This window comes from Acetobacter sp. A11-2 (assembly GCF_040208445.1).
Taxonomy (GTDB): Bacteria; Pseudomonadota; Alphaproteobacteria; order Acetobacterales; family Acetobacteraceae; genus Acetobacter; species Acetobacter oryzoeni.
This window is the reverse complement of the sequence record NZ_CP157843.1, coordinates 1,220,729-1,238,683: the sequence shown is the minus strand read 5'-3', so window position 1 is coordinate 1,238,683 and position 17,955 is coordinate 1,220,729. Positions and strand designations below refer to the sequence as shown.

Here is a 17,955-nt window from a genome sequence, read left to right as displayed (position 1 = left end):
CATGCGTAGGCTTAGCTGGCTTTAGCCAAATATTTGGTGAAGTCCTCATAAGTCAGCGCGCTGGACACCTGCTCCTTGTTATTGAAGCGGAAGGTGGGGGTGGAATCAAAATGGAATTTGTCCTGCGCTTCCGTCTGCTGGTTCAGGATGAACTGCATGAGCTGCTGATCAGCAATGGCTTTTTCAAACGTATCGCCCGGCATGCCGGCAAAGGCCGCCATTTTCTTCAGCTCATCCTTCGGGCTGCCTTCCTTGATGTAGGCCCAGCGATCGAGGCTGGAAAGCAGGGAGGAGCAGAAAGGCTCGTACCGTTCTGGCGGTAGGGTGCGGGCTACCATGGCAGCAACCGTTGCAAGCTGATCTGTGGGGAAATCATGAAAAACGTAGCGGATTTTCCCGGTATCAATCAGCTCTTTTTGCACTTGCGGGAAGGTGTTTTCTGCAAAGTGCGCGCAATGAATGCAGGTAAGGGAGAACCATTCTTCCACCACAATCTTGGCGTTGGGGTTGCCCAGTTCACGCGGGGTAAAGCGTGTATCCGTGGCATCTGCCGCCAGAGAAATACCGCGCAGGGCAGTGGAGGCAACGGCCAGACTTCCGGCAGCGAGAATGGAACGGCGGGTGAAAGACATGGAAATCCGGTCTCCCTTGGTGGGTGCAAATCAATAAGCGGTTAAAGGCATGACGGCAGATTTGCTCTGCCGTCAACCCACAGATTTATCCGTGGCAGCAGATGTTTCGGCCGGAGTGGGTGTTGCAGACTGCTCGGCCAGCTTGCGCACGCGCACACGGCGGATATGCCGGGCATCTGCATCCAGCACGCGGAAGAGATAGCCATTTTCATGCGTTAGCACTTCACCACGGGTGGGCACATGCCCAGCCATGCGGAACACAAGGCCGCCAACGGTTTCAATTTCGGCCTCTCTCTCACTGTCTGTCAGAATGGGGCCGATGGCTTTTTCAAATTCTTCAATCGGGCAGCGCGCATCTATATCGAAAGATCCATCGGGGCGCGGGGTGATCATGACAATAGCGGGCTCATCATGCTCATCCGAAATGTCACCCACAATGGTTTCAATCAGATCTTCAATGGTTACCAAACCATCAATGCCGCCGTATTCATCAATTACCAGCGCCATGTGGGTCTGGCGCTGGCGCATCTGCAACAGCAGGTCCAGCACCGGAATTTGCGGCGCAATCATCAGTGGTTGGCGCAAAAGCACTTCCAGATTAAAGGCCTCGCTGGTGCCAACATAGGCAATCAGATCCTTCACATGGATCATGCCAACGATATCATCCAACTGATCGCGATACACCGGCATGCGGGAATGGTTTTCCCGCCGCATCATGGCCAGCGCTTCATCCAGACTGATGGAAACCGGCATGGCCACAATATCGGCGCGGGGCACCATTACATCATCTGCCGAAATGTTGCGCAGGCGCAGCACGTTGGCAATAAGCGCGCGTTCCTGCCTGTCTAGCTCCGGTTTTTCACCCGTGGCAGATTCTTCAGGCTCATCCGCAGCCTGCTGCACAAGTGCAGCAATGGAGCTGCGCAGATCGGTCTGATGTTTTTTGCGGTGGAAAAAGGAAAACAGGCCGCGACTGCTGGCTTCCTGTTTGTCTGAGGAGGAATCGTGTTCGCTCATGATCGGGGCTTCCAAGGGTTGGGAACCCTGAGCCGCGAAAGCAGGCGGGATTCCAGCATTTCCATTTCGCGCGCTTCACCGGGGTGGTGGTGGTCATACCCGGCCAGATGCAGGCTGCCGTGAATGACCAGATGCGCAAGATGGTCTGCAACAGGTTTGCCGGCTTTGCGGGCTTCGCGCACCACGGTTTCCAGCGCCAGAATAATGTCTCCACCGGTAATGCCGGGCGGAGGTTCAAACGTCAGCACATTGGTGGGGCGGTGCTTGCCACGGTGGCGGCCGTTCAGTTCGCGCACCTCCCGATCTGTTGCAAGCACAACAGTATCGGGCAGGCCGCCATATTCTGAACAAGCTGCCAAGGCGCGCCAAACCAGCTGTTCCGGGTTGTGCACATAAGAGCGCCAGCGCCTATCCCGGATAAGGATTTCAGGGCCTTCGTTCTGCTCATCGGAAAAAACAGCCTGAAAAGGCAGGCTTTTTTCTGGGGCATCCATATCCTGCATAGGGATATGGGCGGGGCTACTTGGCGGTTCCATTTTTCTCCTGACGGCCCTTGCTACGGGAGGGTTCCCTTACAGCCGTCGCCTTTGCATCATAGGCTTCAATAATGCGGGCGACTAGCTTATGCCGCACCACATCTGTTGAATCAAAGCGGGAAATGGTAATTCCCTTGACGTTTTCAAGCGTTTCCACCGCATCACGCAGGCCGGAGGTGGTGCCTGCTGGCAGGTCGATCTGTGTGAGATCACCCGTCACCACCATGCGGGAGCCGGGGCCAAGGCGGGTCAGAAACATTTTCATCTGCGCGATGGTGGTGTTCTGGGCTTCATCCAGAATAACAAATGCATGAGAAAGCGTGCGCCCACGCATAAAGGCTAGCGGCGCAACCTCAATATCCCCCGATGCCATGCGCCGCACGACCTGATCCCCCGGCAGCATATCATAAAGGGCATCGTATAGCGGGCGCAGGTAGGGGTCGATCTTGTCTTTCATATCTCCGGGCAAAAAGCCCAAGCGCTCACCGGCTTCTACTGCAGGGCGGGAGAGAATAATCCGATCAATGGAGCCAGCCTGCATCATGGCCACAGCCTGCGCTACGGCCAGATAGGTTTTGCCCGTGCCGGCAGGGCCAATACCAAACACCAGCTCCTTTTTGGCCAGTGCTTTCATATACGCGGCCTGACCGGGGGAGCGGGGCTCGATATTGCCATGCCGCATACGGATAACGGGCAGATCGCCTTCTATTTCCGGGGCAGCCTGCGGGGCGTTGGAAAGAATGCTGGTGGTGTTCTGGGGCGGGCGGGACATGCGTATGGCGGCCTCTATGCTGCTGATATCCACGTTTTCGCCTGCTGCCAGTTTTTGGTACAGCACGCTCAGCACCGCACGTGTGCGGGCCGTTTGTTCAGGCACACCTTGGATGGAAATGCGGTTGCCGCGCCGGGCAACCTCCACTTCCAAACCTTCTTCCAGGCAGCGCAGGTGCTTGTCGTGGTCTCCCACAAGGCGCGCCAGAAGGGTGTTATCTTCAAACTGCAGGGTAGCAGAGGCATGGGGCATTTCTGCAGCCATGCGGGGTGAGGCGGAAATACGCGTGCTACTCAAGCGGACACACACTCCTCTTCTAAAACGCCGGACAGGGAGTTGGTCAGGCGTTCAACAATACGCACGGGCAGTTCCTTGCCAATCAGATGCTTGGGCCCAGAAACATGCACAGGCTGCAACCACGGAGAACGTCCGGCAATCTGCCCCGGTTTCCGTCCTTCTGAGGTAAACAGAACAGGAATGGTTTTACCCACAAGTGTTGCATTAAAGGCATCCTGCTGTTCACGCAGCAGGGCCTGCAAGGCTTGCAGGCGGGCGTCCTTCATATCCTCAGGCACCTGCATGCCAGCACCTGCGGCGGGGGTGCCGGGGCGAGGGGAGTATTTGAAGGAATAAGCCAGCGCAAAGCCAACATCACGCACAAGCTGCATGGTGGCTTCAAAGTCCTCATCCGTTTCACCGGGGTGGCCCACAATAAAGTCGGATGAAAGAGCAAGATCAGGCCGGACTTCACGCAGGCGGCGCACGATATCCCGATACTCATCTGCCGTATGGCCACGGTTCATGGCACGCAGGATACGGTCAGACCCAGCCTGAACCGGCAGATGTAGGAAGGGCATAAGCTGCGGCAGATCACGGTGGGCGGCTATCAGCGCATCATCCATATCTCGCGGGTGGGATGTCATGTAACGGATGCGCGAAAGGCCGGGCAGTTTGGCAAGCTCATAGGCCAGTTGGGCCAAACCCCATGTGGAGCCATCCGGCCCTTCACCATGATAGGCATTCACGTTCTGCCCCAGCAGGCTGATGTCCTTTACACCGCTTTCCACCATCCGGCGTGCTTCTGCCAGCACGGAAAGCACTGGGCGACTGCTTTCTGCCCCGCGCGTGTAAGGCACCACGCAGAAGGAGCAGAATTTATCGCACCCTTCCTGAATGGTCAGGAAAGCCGTGTAATTGCCTGCGGTTTGTGGGGCTTCTGCTTCTGGCAGAAAATCGAATTTCTGTTCTGCGGGAAAATCCGTTTCAATAACGGCGCCACCGGCACGCGCTGCACGGGCCACCATTTCTGGCAGGCGGTGATAGGTTTGCGGCCCCAGCACAATATCTACATACGGTGCACGGGCAAGAATTTCCTGCCCCTCGGCCTGCGCCACGCATCCGGCCACGGCAATAATGGTTTGCTGCCCGGCTGTTTCGCGCGCTTCCTTGATTTTGCGTAGGCGGCCGAGTTCTGAAAATACTTTTTCTGCCGCTTTGTCCCGAATGTGGCAGGTGTTCAGGATAATCATGTCTGCCGCATCTGGTGTGGCAACTGGCTGATAGCCGAGTGGCCGCAGAACATCCCCCATACGTGCACTATCATACACATTCATCTGGCAACCCCACGTAATAACGTGCAGGCCACGGGCAGGGGATGTGTTGGCTGGGGTTCCGGTCATGATGGCAGGCGCTCCGCTATGCCGCTGGCCCATTCCATGCGGCAGGTGGAGGAAATCGGGCCAGAGCGCGTGCAGGTCAAGCCTCTTTTCTCACCAAGGCGAGAATAGTGGAGATGTCAGAACGGCCAAAAAGTATTCTGGCGCTTAACAGACCGAATGTTCCTTATGGGTTTGGTGGCCTGCAATAGCCACCCGTTTTGCTGCCTAAAGTCTTATACGTATTGAAGCAAAAAAGGAGGCGGTTCTGTCAAGTATCCTTTTGGCTTTCTTGACAGAAGGCGGCAGAAAATTGGCGGGCAGGGTGGCGGGGTTAAACCGGCCTTTTATAACCGTAGGCTTGCGGTTCTGGCGCAGTTCTGCCGCACCTATGGAAACGGCCTTCCATGCAGCCTGTGCCAAAGCCTTGCGGCTGGGGAACATATCTGGGTCCAGCGGTTCGTGTAGCAACACGGTTGCGCGGGAGCGCTTCCACTTCAGCAAGGCCCATACATGGGGGCCAAGGTCCATATCACCGTACCATGAAAACACAGGGCGGCGGAGGCGGGAAATAGGCAGATCTTCCAACCGGTCATACACAAGGGATACGGGCTGGATAAGAGGCGTCATGCCCGGTTCAAACGTGATGGGCAGAAGGCTTTTATCCATGCCTTCCTTCAGCCGTGGCAGTTTTGCGATGGCAAAAAAGGCGGACATGAACGGCAACACGCGCGAACCATCGGACGATGTGCCTTCCGGGAACAGGACAAGATTATCCCCTTCCACCATGCGGCGGATCATTTCATCACGCTCACGCCCGGTGGTGCTGCGCTGACGGCTGACAAAAATGGTACGCCCGATTTGGGAGACCAAGCCCATGATGGGCCATTTTTCAATATCACCCTTGGCCACAAACACGGAGGGCAGAATGGTGCCCAGCACCGGCACATCCAACCAAGACATATGGTTGCAAATATAGATAACGGGCCGTTCACCCCGCTGGCGGGCCTTTAGGCCACCCACCGTGCCCACGCGTTGGCCCACAACATGGATCTGCAACCCGATAATACGGCACAGCACGCCCCAGATCACACGTGTCCAGCGGATTTTGGGCGTACCGGGCACAAGCAGCAAGCACGCTTCAAAACCAACAGAAAGTGGCACCCAGACAACCAGCGCACCAAGGCGCAGGGCCGCCCTTAAATCTGCCGTACGGCGGAAATAGGCTTCCACCCACGCAGGTAAAGGGGAAAGGCCATTGGGCTTCTTTTTGGGGGAAGCATAGGGGGGGCGGGTTTGGTCAGACGGGCGTGGTGTCATCGTTTCATTTCTGCCAGACACAGCTCTGTCGGACAAACGCGCCCGGCAGCGGCGCAGATGGAATGAAAAAGCATGCGCTCTCTTACCGCGATTTTAGGCGGCTGGACAATCCATCAGCCAATTTAAGCGTAACAGAAGCTGTTTTCGGCTTCGGCACCGCATTTTTGTCATGGTATGTGCATAAAAGGGTTTGTAAGCAGAACTTTGGCAAATAGGTGCAGGCAGATTTTAGTGAGGACACGCAAGAACAACATGCTGAACAGGCTTGCTCTCACTGCGAATCGTGTTCTGGCTGGTGCCGCCTTGTGGGGTGCATCGTCCTGCCTGTCTTGGTCCTGGGCGGCAGACCCACAGCCTTACACCACCAAGCTGGTGCCTACGGGAGAGGCTGATCTGGATACGGCTATCAAAAGCTCGTCCGATCTCCAGTCTCTCCAGTCCACGCATGCGGTGGGGCCGTTTGCGTTGGCCGGGCGTGTGCGGAATGAGTATGACCGCCTGCGCACCGCGCTGGAAAGTTGCGGCTATTACGCAGGCACGGTGCATATCACCCTCAGCCGGAATGGCGGCAAGGATGCCGTGAAGATGGACGGGATGTCTCCCGCTCTTTCACAATGGATCGAATCCGTGCCATCGGGTGAGAAAATTCAGGCCGAGGTGAAGGTGGATAAAGGCCCACTGTTTCATCTGGGCACCGTTACACTGGTGGATGATAAAACTGGCAAACCGCCTGTTTTGACAGATGCTCAGAAAAAAGCCTTTGGCCTTGCGCCGGGCCAGCCTGCGGTTGCCAAAACGGTGCTGGATGGTGGCAGTAACCTGATGGACGCCCTGCGTGAAGATGGGCACGCTCTTGCCACGGTGGAAAAACCCAAAGCCTATCTGGAGCCCACCACACATACGCTGAACATTACCTACCCCGTAACGCCGGGCCCGGTGCTAAATATTGGCAAGATAGACACAACCGGCCTGAAGCAGGTGCATGAAAAGTTCGTGCACCGCCGTATGACAGTACAGGAAGGGCAGCTTTATCAGCCCTCTAAAATTGAAAACGCACGGCAGGATCTGGCCTCCGTTGGGGTGTTTTCCAACGTAACGGTGCAGGATGCCTCCACCTACGCAGTGGATGGCACCATGCCGCTTGATTTCAGCTTTAAGGAAGCCAAGCGCCATTCCGTAGCGGCGGAAGGGGGGTATTCCACAGATTTGGGTGCCCGTGCTGGTGGATCATGGACACATTATAACCTGCTGGGCAATGCAGAGCGCCTGCGCCTTACCGCACTGATTACCGGCCTTGGCGGCTCTGCCCAGCAAGGGTTGGGGTATGATGTGTATGCAGATTTCTTCAAACCCGATTTTCTGCAACGCAATCAGAATTTGAGCGCACGTATTGAAGGGCTGCGGCAGTTGTTCTGGTCTTACCGGCAGACGGCGTTTTTGATCCGCGGTGGTATTACGCGCCCGTTGGCCAAAAACTGGAATGGCAGTTTTGGATTGATGGCCGAGCAGGAAAAGATCGAACAGTTTGATGTAACGCGTGATTACACCATTATTTCTGCCCCGCTTTCCGTCATGTTTGATAATACCGGCGTGGGTAACCCTATTGAGCCTGCAACGCACGGCGTACGCGCCAGCATGAGCATTACGCCTTCTGTTTCCTTGGGCAACAAAGGCAGTGGCACCTCGTTTTTTGCCATCCTGAACGGCACGGCCTCTACCTATTTTGACCTGCACCATCTGGGCATTAGCAAGCCGGGCAACAGTGTTCTGGCTTTCCGCGGCATGGTTGGCAGTATTCAGGGCGCCAGCACGTGGGATATTCCGCCAGATCAGCGCCTGTATGCAGGGGGGAGTTCCACGGTGCGCGGCTTCCGCTGGCAGGGCGTGGGGCCACAGTATAAAAACACACGCTATGCTATTGGTGGAACCTCTCTGGATGCCGGGAGCGCCGAGTTCCGCCAAAGGATTATAGGCAATGTGGGTATGGCCGGATTTATAGATGCCGGTCAGGTTGGCAGCAGCAGTTTGCCATTTACGGGCAAGCTGCGTGTGGGCACCGGTGGTGGCGTGCGGTATTATACGCCTATTGGCCCCATTCGGCTGGATGTTGCCGTACCCCTTAACCGCGCCCCACGTGGGGATAAGTGGGATCTGTATATCGGCCTTGGGGAGACATTCTAATGGCCGATACGCCAGAACCCATTCTGCCGCGCACACCAGATAAACCTGCCCGCCCACTCTGGCGGCGTGTGGGGCGTATTGCCCTTATAACCGGCGGTTCTCTGGTTGGGATTACCGGCCTTGCCGTGGCTGTTTTGCTGGTGGGGGCCAATACCGGCCCGGGGCGCAAGATGCTCATGCATCAGACATCCTCTCTTACGGGGGGGATGATCGGGCTTACGGGTATGTCTGGGCGCTTTCCAGATAACTTTCGGCTGAATACGCTGGAAATTCGCGATAAGCAGGGTGCTTGGCTTACACTGCATAACGTGGCGCTTAACTGGTCACCTCTGGCTATAATCGGGCGTACGGCACGTATTTACGCTGTTACGGCAGATGAGCTGGATATTCCGCGTCTGCCAGTGTCTGATCCGGCCAAGCCCGCGACACCTTCTAAAAGCTCACCTTCTGCGCTGCATCTGGGCGTGGATATTCGTAAGCTTGCGGTGGGGCGTATTAATGTGGGGGCGGCGCTTGCGGGCTCTCCTGCCAGTTTTGCTTTGGCCGGGCGTGGCAGAATTTCGAATATTGATCCGGTTATCAATGGGCTAAGCCTGCCTTCTCTGCCGGGGGCGGATATTGCCCTGCACCTGAAAAGGCTGGATGCTGCCGGACAGATTGATCTGGCAACCACCACAGGCAAAGGCAAGCTGGGCCTGCATCTGGATGCCAGCGAGGGCACGGATGGTTTTGCCGCCACGCGCCTGAAAATGCCGCAATTGGTGCCGTTGGCGCTCAAGCTGGATATCAATGGCCCACCATCTGCCGCTGTGCTGGGGTTTGCTGCATCTGCGGGGGATATAAAAGCCCATGCAGATGGCGTGCTGGACCTGCTGGCCGAAAAGCTGGGCAACCTGAATGCCGGGGTGGATGCGCCAGCCATGTCCCTTTCGCCCGATCTGGCATGGGGGGGCATTCATTTAGGGGCGCAGTTGCACGGTAAAATGGCCGCACCGCTGGGCACAGCGCAGGTGCAGGTGGATCAGCTCGCCGCATCCGGGGCAGGTGTGGGCACGCTGAAAGTGCAGTTCTCGGGTGAGAACGGCAGTGCCGATATGGCAAATTTGCTGCATGTGGTGGCAACGGCAGATGGCGTGCGCCTGCCGGGTAAGGCTCCAACGCTGCTGGCCTCTGCGCCGTTGCAGCTTGATGCGCAGTTGGAGCCACAAAAACCGGGAAAACCGCTGGCCTTTACGCTTTCTCACCCTTTATTAAATCTCTCTGGCAATGTGCAGTCTGCCGCTCCGCAGCGCGGCACGGTGGCGTTAAAGCTGCCAGATTTGCTGCCGTTTGGTGAAATGGCGGGCACGCCTTTGCGCGGCAGTGCAGGCATGAACGCGCAGTTTGACCTTCCCGCAAAGCCGGAGGGAGATACACATCTTACAGCAGATGGCACGCTGGCCATTACGGGTGGACAGCCCCAGGCAGCGGGGTTGATTGGGCCGGATGGCAAATTTGCCCTTACGGCCACCATGCGGCCCTTGGCTGCGCAGGATAAACAGCCAGCGGCCAAGCAGATTGACCTGCAAAATCTGAGTGTAGATGGCCGCGCCCTGAACCTTAAAGGTGGCGGGCAGGTGAATACAGGCCGGGATATGGATCTGGCGTTTGACCTGGGCCTAACAGATCTGGCGCGGGCGTTACCTTCCCTGCGTGGGGCGCTTACGCTGGCCTTGCAGGCCAAAGGCCCGATGCAGGATTTTGCCGCCACTCTCCATGCGAAGGGAGACCCCGGTACCGCCACCATGCCGCGCGGCCCAATAGAGCTGGACGCCAATGTACAACATTTGCCCACAGCGCCAGAAGGCACAGTGCAGGCACATGGCACGCTTAACCGCGCGCCATTGCTATTGGATGTGGCTTTGGCCCAAAGCGCACAGGGTGACAGGCAGGTTGATATTCGCAAACTGTCATGGAATAGCGTGGCCGGGCAGGGGCAGCTTTCTCTCCCCACAGGGGAGGTGGTGCCGCTGGGCACGCTGGACCTCAAGGTGGGGCGCTTGGCAGATTTTCGCCCGCTTATCGGGCAGGCTATTTCTGGCGCGCTGGCGGCCTCGGTTAAAACCACGCAGGTGGCGGATAAACCTCAAGTTGCCCTTAAGCTGGATGGCAACGTGGCCATGCCCAGCGTAAAAATTGGCTCTCTGGCTCTGGCAGGCACGGTAAAAGACCCGGCGGCTCATCCCAATGCTGATCTTACGCTTAAACTGGGTGGTCTTTCTGCTTCTGGCGTAACCGGGCAGGCGCGCTTGAGCGCCAAGGGGCCGGATAACGCTATGGCGCTAACAGCGCAGGTGGGCCCAGCAAGCTGGTCTGGCAGCCCGTTGATGCTGGATACTGCAGCCCTGTTGAACCTGCCTGCCAAGCAGGTGAAAGTGCAGCGGCTGAATGCTACCGCCAAGCAGGAAACACTGCGCCTTTTGGCGCCTGCGCTGGTCTCATTCGGGGATACTATGGGGGTTGATCGGCTGCGGGCCACGTTGGTAACCGCTGGCAGCCAGCCTGCCACCATTGATGTTGCTGGCAAGATCAAACCCTCTTTGGCCGTTACGGCGGACATTCGCAATGTAACGCCCGCGCTGGCACATCCATTTGCGCCAGATTTCAAGGCATCTGGCACGGTTTCTGTTCAGGCCAAGGTGGCGGGAACGCTAAATGCCCCCCAAGGGCAGGTGAAGCTGACCGGGCGAGATTTGCGCATGGCTGGCAGTTCTGCAGCGGCTTCCATTCCGCCGTTGCATGTAGATGCGGCTGCCAATCTGGCAGGTAGTTCTGCCAAAGTGCAGGTGGCAGCCGGTGCAGGCCCCAAGCTGAACATGAATGTGGCTGGCACGGCCCCGCTGAACAAAACCGGGCCAATGAACCTGCGCGTGAATGGCAATCTGGATTTAAGTATTGCCAATGGCATTCTAGGGGCACAGGCGCGGCAGGCGTTGGGGCAAGCCCAAATGGCGCTGCTGGTTGCAGGCACTATGTCCTCCCCCCGCGTAACTGGCACGGTGGATCTGCGCGATGCCGATGTGCAGGATTTTGCCCAAGGCTTCCATTTGGCCAATATCAATGGCCGCGTGGTGGGGGAGAACGATAGGGTTGTTATTCAGAACCTTACGGCCAAGGCAGGTGATGGCAGCTTGGGCGTAACCGGATTTGTGGGCATAGGCTCCCCCGGCATGCCACTGGATATTCACTTGCAGGCCCATGATGCCCGGCCCATTTCCAGTGACCTGTTAACCGCGGTGATGAACGCGGATATTGCCGTAAAGGGGCAGGTGCAAACCCGTATGGATGTTGATGGCACGGTGGATTTGCGGCGTGTGGAAATTAACATTCCCAATTCCTTGCCATCTTCCGTAGCGCGGTTGGATGTTGTGCGCCCCGGTGATGAGCAAAAACAGGCGGAAGCAGCCAAAGCGGAAAGCACAAAGTCTGCCGTGATAGGGTTGAACCTGAATGTCACATCACCGGGCAAATTCTTTGTGCGCGGGCATGGCCTTGATGCAGAAATGGCCGGTAGGCTGAAAGTAGGCGGCACAACGCAGGCCCCACTTGTAAGCGGCGGGTTTGACCTCAAGCGCGGCAATTTTGATCTGGCCGGTATTTCGCTCAACTTCACCAAGGGGCGGGTAGCCTTTAATGGCTCTGGCGTTGGCCATAAACTGGACCCTACGTTGGACTTTGAAGCCGACCGTGCCGTGCAGGGCCAAACGGCCATGCTCAAGGTGGGCGGTTATGCCAGTGCACCCAAGATTACATTTGAATCCATGCCGCCCCTGCCGCAGGATCAGGTTCTGGCTATGCTGCTATTTGGCACAGATGCGCACTCCCTTTCCTCCACGCAGATGGTGGAACTTGGCACAGCACTGGCCACACTTACAGGGCTTACGCCGTTTGACCCCATGGGCACCATCCGCAAAACCCTGCATCTGGACCGCTTGGCCATTGGCGGCGGTTCCGGCGTGGGGAATGGTGGCACCAGCGTTGAAGCCGGCAAATACGTGATGAAAGGCGTTTACGTAGGTGCCAAGCAGGCCACATCTGGTTCTGGCACGCAGGCGCAGGTGCAGGTTGATCTAACAAAGCACCTCAAGCTGAACACAACAGTGGGCACAGGCGGTACAGTCACCGGCTTTACTACCCCGGAAAATGATCCGGGCAGTAGTGTTGGGCTGTTGTGGCAGTATCGTTATTAAACGGTGAGACGAGAGTTTGAGGCGCTCGTGAAAAAGAGCGCCTCAAACCGTGCGTTAGTCTGAAAGGCTGAAATCCACCACGACCGGCACATGGTCGGAGGGGCTTTCCCAATCTCGCGCCTCACGCACAACCGTCATGCCGTGTAGGTTGGGCAGAAGGTCAGGCGTCATCCATACGTGGTCCAGACGGCGGCCGCGGTTGGATTTTTTCCAGTCCCGGTTGCGGTAAGACCACCACGTATAAAGTTTTTCGTCTGCTGGTACAAAATGGCGCATGGCGTCCACAAAGCCGGTTTGCAGCCAGCGGTTTAGGCGCTCTGTTTCCGGTGGGGTGTGGCTGACAATTTTAAGAAGCTGCTTGTGGCTCCATACATCGTGCTCAAGTGGTGCGATGTTGAAGTCTCCCACCAGCACTGTGCGGTTGAGAGGGCGAGACTGAAACCACTCGGTCACTTCCTCAACAAACGCCAGTTTGTGGGCAAATTTGGGGTTGGTTTCCGGGTCTGGCTCATCCCCACCTGCAGGAATGTAAAAATCGTGCAGTTCCACTTCGCCTTCTGGCGCACATACGGTGGCGGCCACGTGGCGGCAATCTTCCTTGCCATACCATACTGGCGTTTGCGTGACGGGCTTTAACGGATGGCGAGAAAGAATGGCCACACCATTATAGCCTTTCATGCCCCGATAATGCAGGTGCTCAAAACCCAGAGCCTTTACGCCATCTTCGGGAAACAAAGGGTCTGGCACCTTGGTTTCCTGTAGGCACACAACATCTGGGGCGAGATGCCGCACCAGCTTTTCAAGCAGAGGCAGGCGCAGGCGGAGGGAATTGATGTTCCATGTTACTAATCGCATGTGCCGTGGCATGACGGATTGCAGTTTGCAGGGCAAGCAAAAACAGGCGCATAAGTGGGGCAGATGGAACCCGGCTGTTCCCTTGTAATTTCATGTAACAGGGCCATTTTTTAGATTATGACAACCCAACCTTCTTCCGTATCTGCGGATGCAGTTGCGCTGCACCGTGCCTTGTTCACTCTGGATAGCCATATCGATATTCCGTGGCCTGATCGGAATGATGCGTTTGAGAATACGGCAGACAGGCGAGTAGATCTGCCAAAAATGCAGCAGGGCGGCATGTCTGCCGGGTGCTTTGTGGCATATATTGCTCAGGCAGCTATAGACCGCGAAGGGCATACACAGGCGCAGCAGCAGTGCTTGGCCATGCTGGATGCCATAGGCCGCATGCAGGGCACTCATCATGGCATAAGCGTACGTGTATGCTCCACTGTGGCGGATATGCGTGCTGCGTTTGAGGAAGGTGTGCTGGTTGTTGTTCCGGCAGTGGAAAATGGCTACGGCATGGGGGATGACCCCGCATTGCTCAAGCGGTTTCGGGCCAAAGGCGCGCGGTATGTTACCTTAACTCATAATGGCCATAACGCTCTGGCAGATGCGGCCATTCATCGCCCAAGTCTGGGGGATACACTACAGCGCCACCACGGCCTTTCCGCCCTTGGGCGTGAAGCGATTGCTGAAATGAACCGCCTTGGCATTGTGGTGGATGTATCTCACTCATCCAAACAAACCATGCTTCAGGCTGTTCAGGTTTCTGCCACCCCTGTTGTGGCCAGTCACTCCTGCGTGCGCACGCTTTGTGATCACCCGCGCAATCTGGATGATGAGCAGTTAGATGCGCTGAAGGAAAGTGGTGGTGTTATCCAGATTACAGCCATGCCCGCATTTTTGAAGCCCAAGCCGGAGGAAGGCAAACGGCAGGGTTTTGTAGCCGATCTGGTGGACCATATTGATTACGTGGTGCGCAGGCTGGGTCCAGAATACGTAGGTATTTCCTCAGATTTTGATGGTGGTGGCGCGCTGGAAGACTGGCAGAATGCCACGCAGGGTGTGAACATCACTGCCGAGTTGATGCGCCGTGGTTATGACAAAAGTGAAATTGCGGCCTTCTGGGGAGAAAACTTCCTACGTGTGTTGGAAAAGGCGGAACAGGTGGCAGAACAAAGCAGGATTGCATGAGAACAAAAAACTGCAAAAATTGTCCACTTCCTGTCTTGACATCGCGTATTTTCAACAAAAAGTTCAAAAACCGCAGGGTGTCAAAAAACCGCAACACATTAAATCTTTTGAAATCAGTGAGTTGGCGGGAATGACCAAAAACTGTGCAATCTGTTGAAAGGGCCGACTTTCTGCGGTTTATGATGAGTCAGCCCCAGCTGTTCCACAGAGTTATCCACAAAAACGGTGGATGAAATTTCCCTTTCGACCAAGAGCGTATGATGACAGCTGATTCTACCCCTTCAGACACCCTGCCTGTGGCGCAGGAACAGGCAGCCCCTGCTGTAAAAGGGGTGGAGGCCATTCGGCATGCGCTTAAAACCATGCCGCTTTCACCCGGCGTGTACCGTATGCTCGGGGCTAAGGGAGAGGTGCTGTACGTTGGCAAGGCTTTAGCGCTTAAAAAGCGGGTAACATCGTACACCCTTATCAACCGCCTGTCCGAACGGCTGCGGCGTATGGTTTCCGAAACGGTGGCAATGGAAATTGTGACCACCCACACGGAAGCGGAAGCGCTGCTGCTGGAGGCCAACTACATCAAGCGCATGAAGCCGCGCTTCAACATTCTGCTGCGGGATGACAAAAGCTACCCGTGGCTGATGCTGACAGATGCACATGCGTTCCCGCAAATTGCCAAGCACCGCGGCAAGGCCGTTAAAGGGGCCAGCCTGTGGGGGCCGTTTGCTTCGGCTTGGGCTGTTAACCAGACGCTCAACCTGATCCAGCGTGTTTTTCTGCTGCGCTCCTGCACAGATGCGGTTTTTAACGCCCGCACCCGTCCATGCCTGCTTTATCAAATCAAACGCTGTTCTGGCCCATGTGTGGACCGGATAGATCAGCAATCCTATGGGCAACTGGTAGAACAGGCGCGGGATTTCCTGTCTGGCAAGGATACGGCGCTGCGCGAAACCTTGGGGCAGGAAATGAATGCCGCCGCAGAAGCGCTGGATTTTGAGCGTGCGGCCGTGCTGCGAGATCGTATTCGTGCGCTGGCACAGATGCAGGAATCCAGCGTGATCAACCCGGCATCTCTGCAGGATGCAGATGTGCTGGCATTGTGGCAGGAGGCCGGACACGCCTGTATTCAGGTGTTTTTCATTCGCGGTGGTCGCAATAATGGCAGCCGCTCATTCTTTCCGGCCCATACGCAGGATGCCGCACCCGCAGATGTGCTTTCTGCCTTTATCGCGCAGTTTTATGATGACAAGCCATGCCCGGCCCAGATTTTGGTGAATTATGAACTGCCGGAATCTTTGCTGCTGACAGAGGCGCTTTCTCTCCGGCGTGGCCGCAAGGTAGAAATTCTGACACCACAGCGGGGTGAGAAAAAGCAGGTGCTTGATCATGCGGTAACCAACGCGCGAGATGCGTTAAGCCGCAAGCTGGCAGAAACCGCAGGGCAGGCCAAATTGCTGCAAGGCGTGGCAGATGTTCTGGGGCTGGATGCGCCGCCAGAACGCATAGAAGTGTATGATAACAGCCATATTCAGGGCTCGCACGCCTATGGTGTAATGATTGTGGGTGGGCCAGAGGGCTTTAACCGCAAGGCGTATCGCAAGTTCAAGATCAAAGGCCCCGTTACACCGGGGGATGACTTTGGCATGATGCGCGAAGTGCTGGAGCGCCGCTTTGGCCGCGCTTTGAAAGAAGCGGAAGAGGGGGATACTTCCAACTGGCCCGATGTGCTGCTGATTGATGGTGGTGCCGGGCAATATTCTGCCGTGCGCAGTGTGCTGGATGATCTGGGCGTAACAGGCGTAAAGCTTGTGGGCATTGCCAAGGGGCCAGACCGTGATGCCGGGAAGGAATGGTTCTATACAGAGGACAAGGAGCCGTTCCAGCTCGATTTGCGCGACCCTGTACTGTACTATCTACAGCGGCTGCGTGATGAGGCGCACCGGTTTGCCATTACCACCCATAGGTCTGGCAGATCCAAAACGTTGGTGAAATCCGAACTGGATGATGTGCCCGGTATTGGGCCGGCGCGTAAAAAGCTGCTGTTGAACACATTTGGTTCAGCACGTGCGATCAAACAGGCCGGTTTGGCAGAACTGGAAGCCGCACCCGGTATCAGCCGAGAAACTGCACGGGCCATTTACGGCCATTTTCACCTAGACTGGACACCAGAATGAGCATTGGCATATGAGCATTGCACAAGAATTCTGGGTGCCTGACACCTTTGCGATAGCATAAGCCATTCCAGCAGTGCAGGAAATAGGTTACTATATTCCGCAATGCTGACAGATCTGCCGAATGTCCTGACAATTTCGCGTATTGTAGCCATACCCATAGTGGTCACTCTGGCTGCATGGGGAAGCCCGCGTACAGATGCCTTGGCGTGTCTGCTGTTCATTCTGGCGGGAATAACCGATTATTTTGATGGCAAGCTGGCGCGTTCACGCCATCAGATGTCAGATTTCGGGCGCATGTTTGATTCCATTGCAGATAAACTGCTGGTTGGGGCATGCCTGATGGTGCTGGCTGGTTTTGCGCGTCTGCCTTATCAGGGGCTATGGCCAGCCATTATTATTCTGTGCCGTGAAATTCTGGTTTCCGGCATGCGGGAATATCTGGCAGAGCGGCATGCGCGCCTGCCCGTAACCCGTTTGGCAAAATGGAAAACCGGCTTCCAGATGACAGCCATTGGCTTTTTGCTGGCGGGTGATGGAACTGGCGCTTTACTGGGTATGCCGTGGCTGCCAGTTGCGCTTATTGGTGCTGTATTACTTTGGATTTCTGCGGTGCTTACATTGATAACCGGCTGGGATTATTTAACAACCGGTTTGCGCCATGTTGAAATGTAAAAAACTTCGTTACTATTTTAGTAATACGCTGCATCTATTCCAGAAAAATAACTTCATTTTGCCGCATCGCCTTGTGTCTGGTGGATAAACCGTTATTTAGCATGAGGTGCGGTTCTAAAGGGCCGCAATCGCAGGCAGGAAATGATTCGCCTGCTATTGAAAGATGATGATTGCGGAGTCAGGGCATGCGAAAAGCCGCTCTTCTAGGTTTATGTATGATCGTGAGCGGATGTGCAGGCTTTGACAAGTTTGTATCGGATACAGCAACGCTTCCGGGCGAAAACCCCAATGCCCCATCGGGGGAAGACCTTAATATGCGGCGGATCAGGGGGCAATCTGCTGTAGATATTCCCATTCTGCCAGAAGGTGGCAATATGTGGCCCGGCCCTCCAACGCCACTGCCTACGCTGGAAGATGTTGAAAAAGACCGCGCAGGTACTGTGCTGGGTGGAGAGGCGGCGAATGGCCCCCAGCTTCCTGATGGTGAGGAAATGAGCATTGGCGAAAAAGAAGATATTCGCCACGGTGTTATTGGGGGTGGTACAGCGGGTAAGCTGCCAGATGTAGAGCCGGATGTTTCCAGCAAATACGGGGCGCATCGTGGTGTAGGTGCACCCATCGAAATTCCGAATGATGACGGCACCATTACCTTGATCCAGCCAGATGGATCCGTTAGCACCATCAAGGATAATCGTTCCACCGTGCATCATTAACGCTTACGCTGTTTGAGCGTAGC

General features: G+C 56.1%; 13 protein-coding genes. 6 read left to right on the top strand and 7 right to left on the bottom strand.

What is annotated here, in order from left to right; all coding sequences use genetic code 11:
• Positions 1 to 11 precede the first annotated feature (11 nt).
• From ABNV41_RS05985 to ABNV41_RS05960, 6 genes are all read right to left on the bottom strand, one after another.
• Positions 12 to 632 carry a thioredoxin domain-containing protein gene (locus tag ABNV41_RS05985; protein ID WP_050819652.1) on the bottom strand — a complete coding sequence of 207 codons (621 nt, stop codon included), beginning with the start codon at positions 630 to 632 and terminating at the stop codon, positions 12 to 14.
• A 72-nt stretch (positions 633 to 704) separates the two neighbouring features.
• Positions 705 to 1,649 (bottom strand): hemolysin family protein, encoded by a 945-nt coding sequence (locus ABNV41_RS05980; protein WP_050819653.1) that lies wholly within the window; start codon positions 1,647 to 1,649, stop codon positions 705 to 707.
• Complete coding sequence (ybeY, locus tag ABNV41_RS05975) at positions 1,646 to 2,152, bottom strand: rRNA maturation RNase YbeY (protein WP_003622984.1); 507 nt, start codon at positions 2,150 to 2,152, stop codon at positions 1,646 to 1,648. The genes ABNV41_RS05980 and ybeY overlap by 4 nt, the downstream gene beginning before the upstream one ends.
• Positions 2,153 to 2,168: 16 nt before the next feature.
• A complete protein-coding gene (locus ABNV41_RS05970; RefSeq protein ID WP_196332544.1) occupies positions 2,169 to 3,266 on the bottom strand; it encodes a PhoH family protein in 1,098 nt (365 codons plus the stop codon).
• A complete protein-coding gene (miaB, locus tag ABNV41_RS05965) occupies positions 3,251 to 4,669 on the bottom strand; it encodes a tRNA (N6-isopentenyl adenosine(37)-C2)-methylthiotransferase MiaB (protein WP_050819654.1) in 1,419 nt (472 codons plus the stop codon). The genes ABNV41_RS05970 and miaB overlap by 16 nt, the downstream gene beginning before the upstream one ends.
• 171 nt (positions 4,670 to 4,840) lie before the next feature.
• Complete coding sequence (locus ABNV41_RS05960) at positions 4,841 to 5,932, bottom strand: 1-acyl-sn-glycerol-3-phosphate acyltransferase (protein ID WP_050819655.1); 1,092 nt, start codon at positions 5,930 to 5,932, stop codon at positions 4,841 to 4,843.
• Positions 5,933 to 6,184: 252 nt separating this feature from the next.
• On the opposite strand from ABNV41_RS05960, the gene ABNV41_RS05955 reads away from it, so the two are divergent.
• Together ABNV41_RS05955 and ABNV41_RS05950 are read left to right on the top strand one after the other, a co-directional pair.
• The gene (locus tag ABNV41_RS05955; protein WP_050819656.1) at positions 6,185 to 8,113 is read left to right on the top strand and encodes an autotransporter assembly complex family protein; all 1,929 of its coding nucleotides are present in this window, start codon (positions 6,185 to 6,187) and stop codon (positions 8,111 to 8,113) included.
• The gene (locus ABNV41_RS05950; protein ID WP_349935064.1) at positions 8,113 to 12,342 is read left to right on the top strand and encodes a translocation/assembly module TamB domain-containing protein; all 4,230 of its coding nucleotides are present in this window, start codon (positions 8,113 to 8,115) and stop codon (positions 12,340 to 12,342) included. The genes ABNV41_RS05955 and ABNV41_RS05950 overlap by 1 nt, the downstream gene beginning before the upstream one ends.
• Positions 12,343 to 12,396: 54 nt before the next feature.
• On the opposite strand, the gene ABNV41_RS05945 is transcribed toward ABNV41_RS05950, so the two are convergent.
• Complete coding sequence (locus ABNV41_RS05945) at positions 12,397 to 13,209, bottom strand: exodeoxyribonuclease III (protein WP_050819658.1); 813 nt, start codon at positions 13,207 to 13,209, stop codon at positions 12,397 to 12,399.
• Between the two features lie 105 nt (positions 13,210 to 13,314).
• Here ABNV41_RS05945 and ABNV41_RS05940 point away from each other — a divergent pair, with 105 nt between their 5' ends.
• The 4 genes from ABNV41_RS05940 to ABNV41_RS05925 all read left to right on the top strand — a co-directional run bounded on the left by ABNV41_RS05940 (position 13,315) and on the right by ABNV41_RS05925 (position 17,932).
• Positions 13,315 to 14,376, top strand: coding sequence for a dipeptidase (locus ABNV41_RS05940; RefSeq protein ID WP_050819659.1), 1,062 nt, complete (start codon positions 13,315 to 13,317; stop codon positions 14,374 to 14,376).
• Positions 14,377 to 14,633: 257 nt separating this feature from the next.
• Complete coding sequence (gene uvrC / locus ABNV41_RS05935; RefSeq protein WP_349935063.1) at positions 14,634 to 16,547, top strand: excinuclease ABC subunit UvrC; 1,914 nt, start codon at positions 14,634 to 14,636, stop codon at positions 16,545 to 16,547.
• Positions 16,548 to 16,649: 102 nt separating this feature from the next.
• Positions 16,650 to 17,219: a CDP-diacylglycerol--glycerol-3-phosphate 3-phosphatidyltransferase gene (pgsA, locus tag ABNV41_RS05930; protein ID WP_050819661.1), complete on the top strand. Its 570-nt coding sequence runs from the start codon at positions 16,650 to 16,652 to the stop codon at positions 17,217 to 17,219.
• Positions 17,220 to 17,404: 185 nt separating this feature from the next.
• Positions 17,405 to 17,932, top strand: coding sequence for a hypothetical protein (locus tag ABNV41_RS05925; protein WP_050819662.1), 528 nt, complete (start codon positions 17,405 to 17,407; stop codon positions 17,930 to 17,932).
• Positions 17,933 to 17,955: the final 23 nt, after the last annotated feature.

Bases quoted from the DNA above. Each gene is read 5' to 3' on its own strand.
- uvrC (WP_349935063.1), top strand. From the start codon at position 14,634: ATGATGACAGCTGATTCTACCCCTTCAGACACCCTGCCTGTGGCGCAG.
- ABNV41_RS05980 (WP_050819653.1), bottom strand. From the start codon at position 1,649: ATGAGCGAACACGATTCCTCCTCAGACAAACAGGAAGCCAGCAGTCGC.
- ABNV41_RS05945 (WP_050819658.1), bottom strand. From the start codon at position 13,209: ATGCCACGGCACATGCGATTAGTAACATGGAACATCAATTCCCTCCGC.
- miaB (WP_050819654.1), bottom strand. From the start codon at position 4,669: ATGGGCCAGCGGCATAGCGGAGCGCCTGCCATCATGACCGGAACCCCA.
- pgsA (WP_050819661.1), top strand. From the start codon at position 16,650: ATGCTGACAGATCTGCCGAATGTCCTGACAATTTCGCGTATTGTAGCC.
- ABNV41_RS05940 (WP_050819659.1), top strand. From the start codon at position 13,315: ATGACAACCCAACCTTCTTCCGTATCTGCGGATGCAGTTGCGCTGCAC.
- ABNV41_RS05960 (WP_050819655.1), bottom strand. From the start codon at position 5,932: ATGACACCACGCCCGTCTGACCAAACCCGCCCCCCCTATGCTTCCCCC.
- ABNV41_RS05925 (WP_050819662.1), top strand. From the start codon at position 17,405: ATGCGAAAAGCCGCTCTTCTAGGTTTATGTATGATCGTGAGCGGATGT.
- ABNV41_RS05985 (WP_050819652.1), bottom strand. From the start codon at position 632: ATGTCTTTCACCCGCCGTTCCATTCTCGCTGCCGGAAGTCTGGCCGTT.
- ybeY (WP_003622984.1), bottom strand. From the start codon at position 2,152: ATGCAGGATATGGATGCCCCAGAAAAAAGCCTGCCTTTTCAGGCTGTT.
- ABNV41_RS05950 (WP_349935064.1), top strand. From the start codon at position 8,113: ATGGCCGATACGCCAGAACCCATTCTGCCGCGCACACCAGATAAACCT.
- ABNV41_RS05955 (WP_050819656.1), top strand. From the start codon at position 6,185: ATGCTGAACAGGCTTGCTCTCACTGCGAATCGTGTTCTGGCTGGTGCC.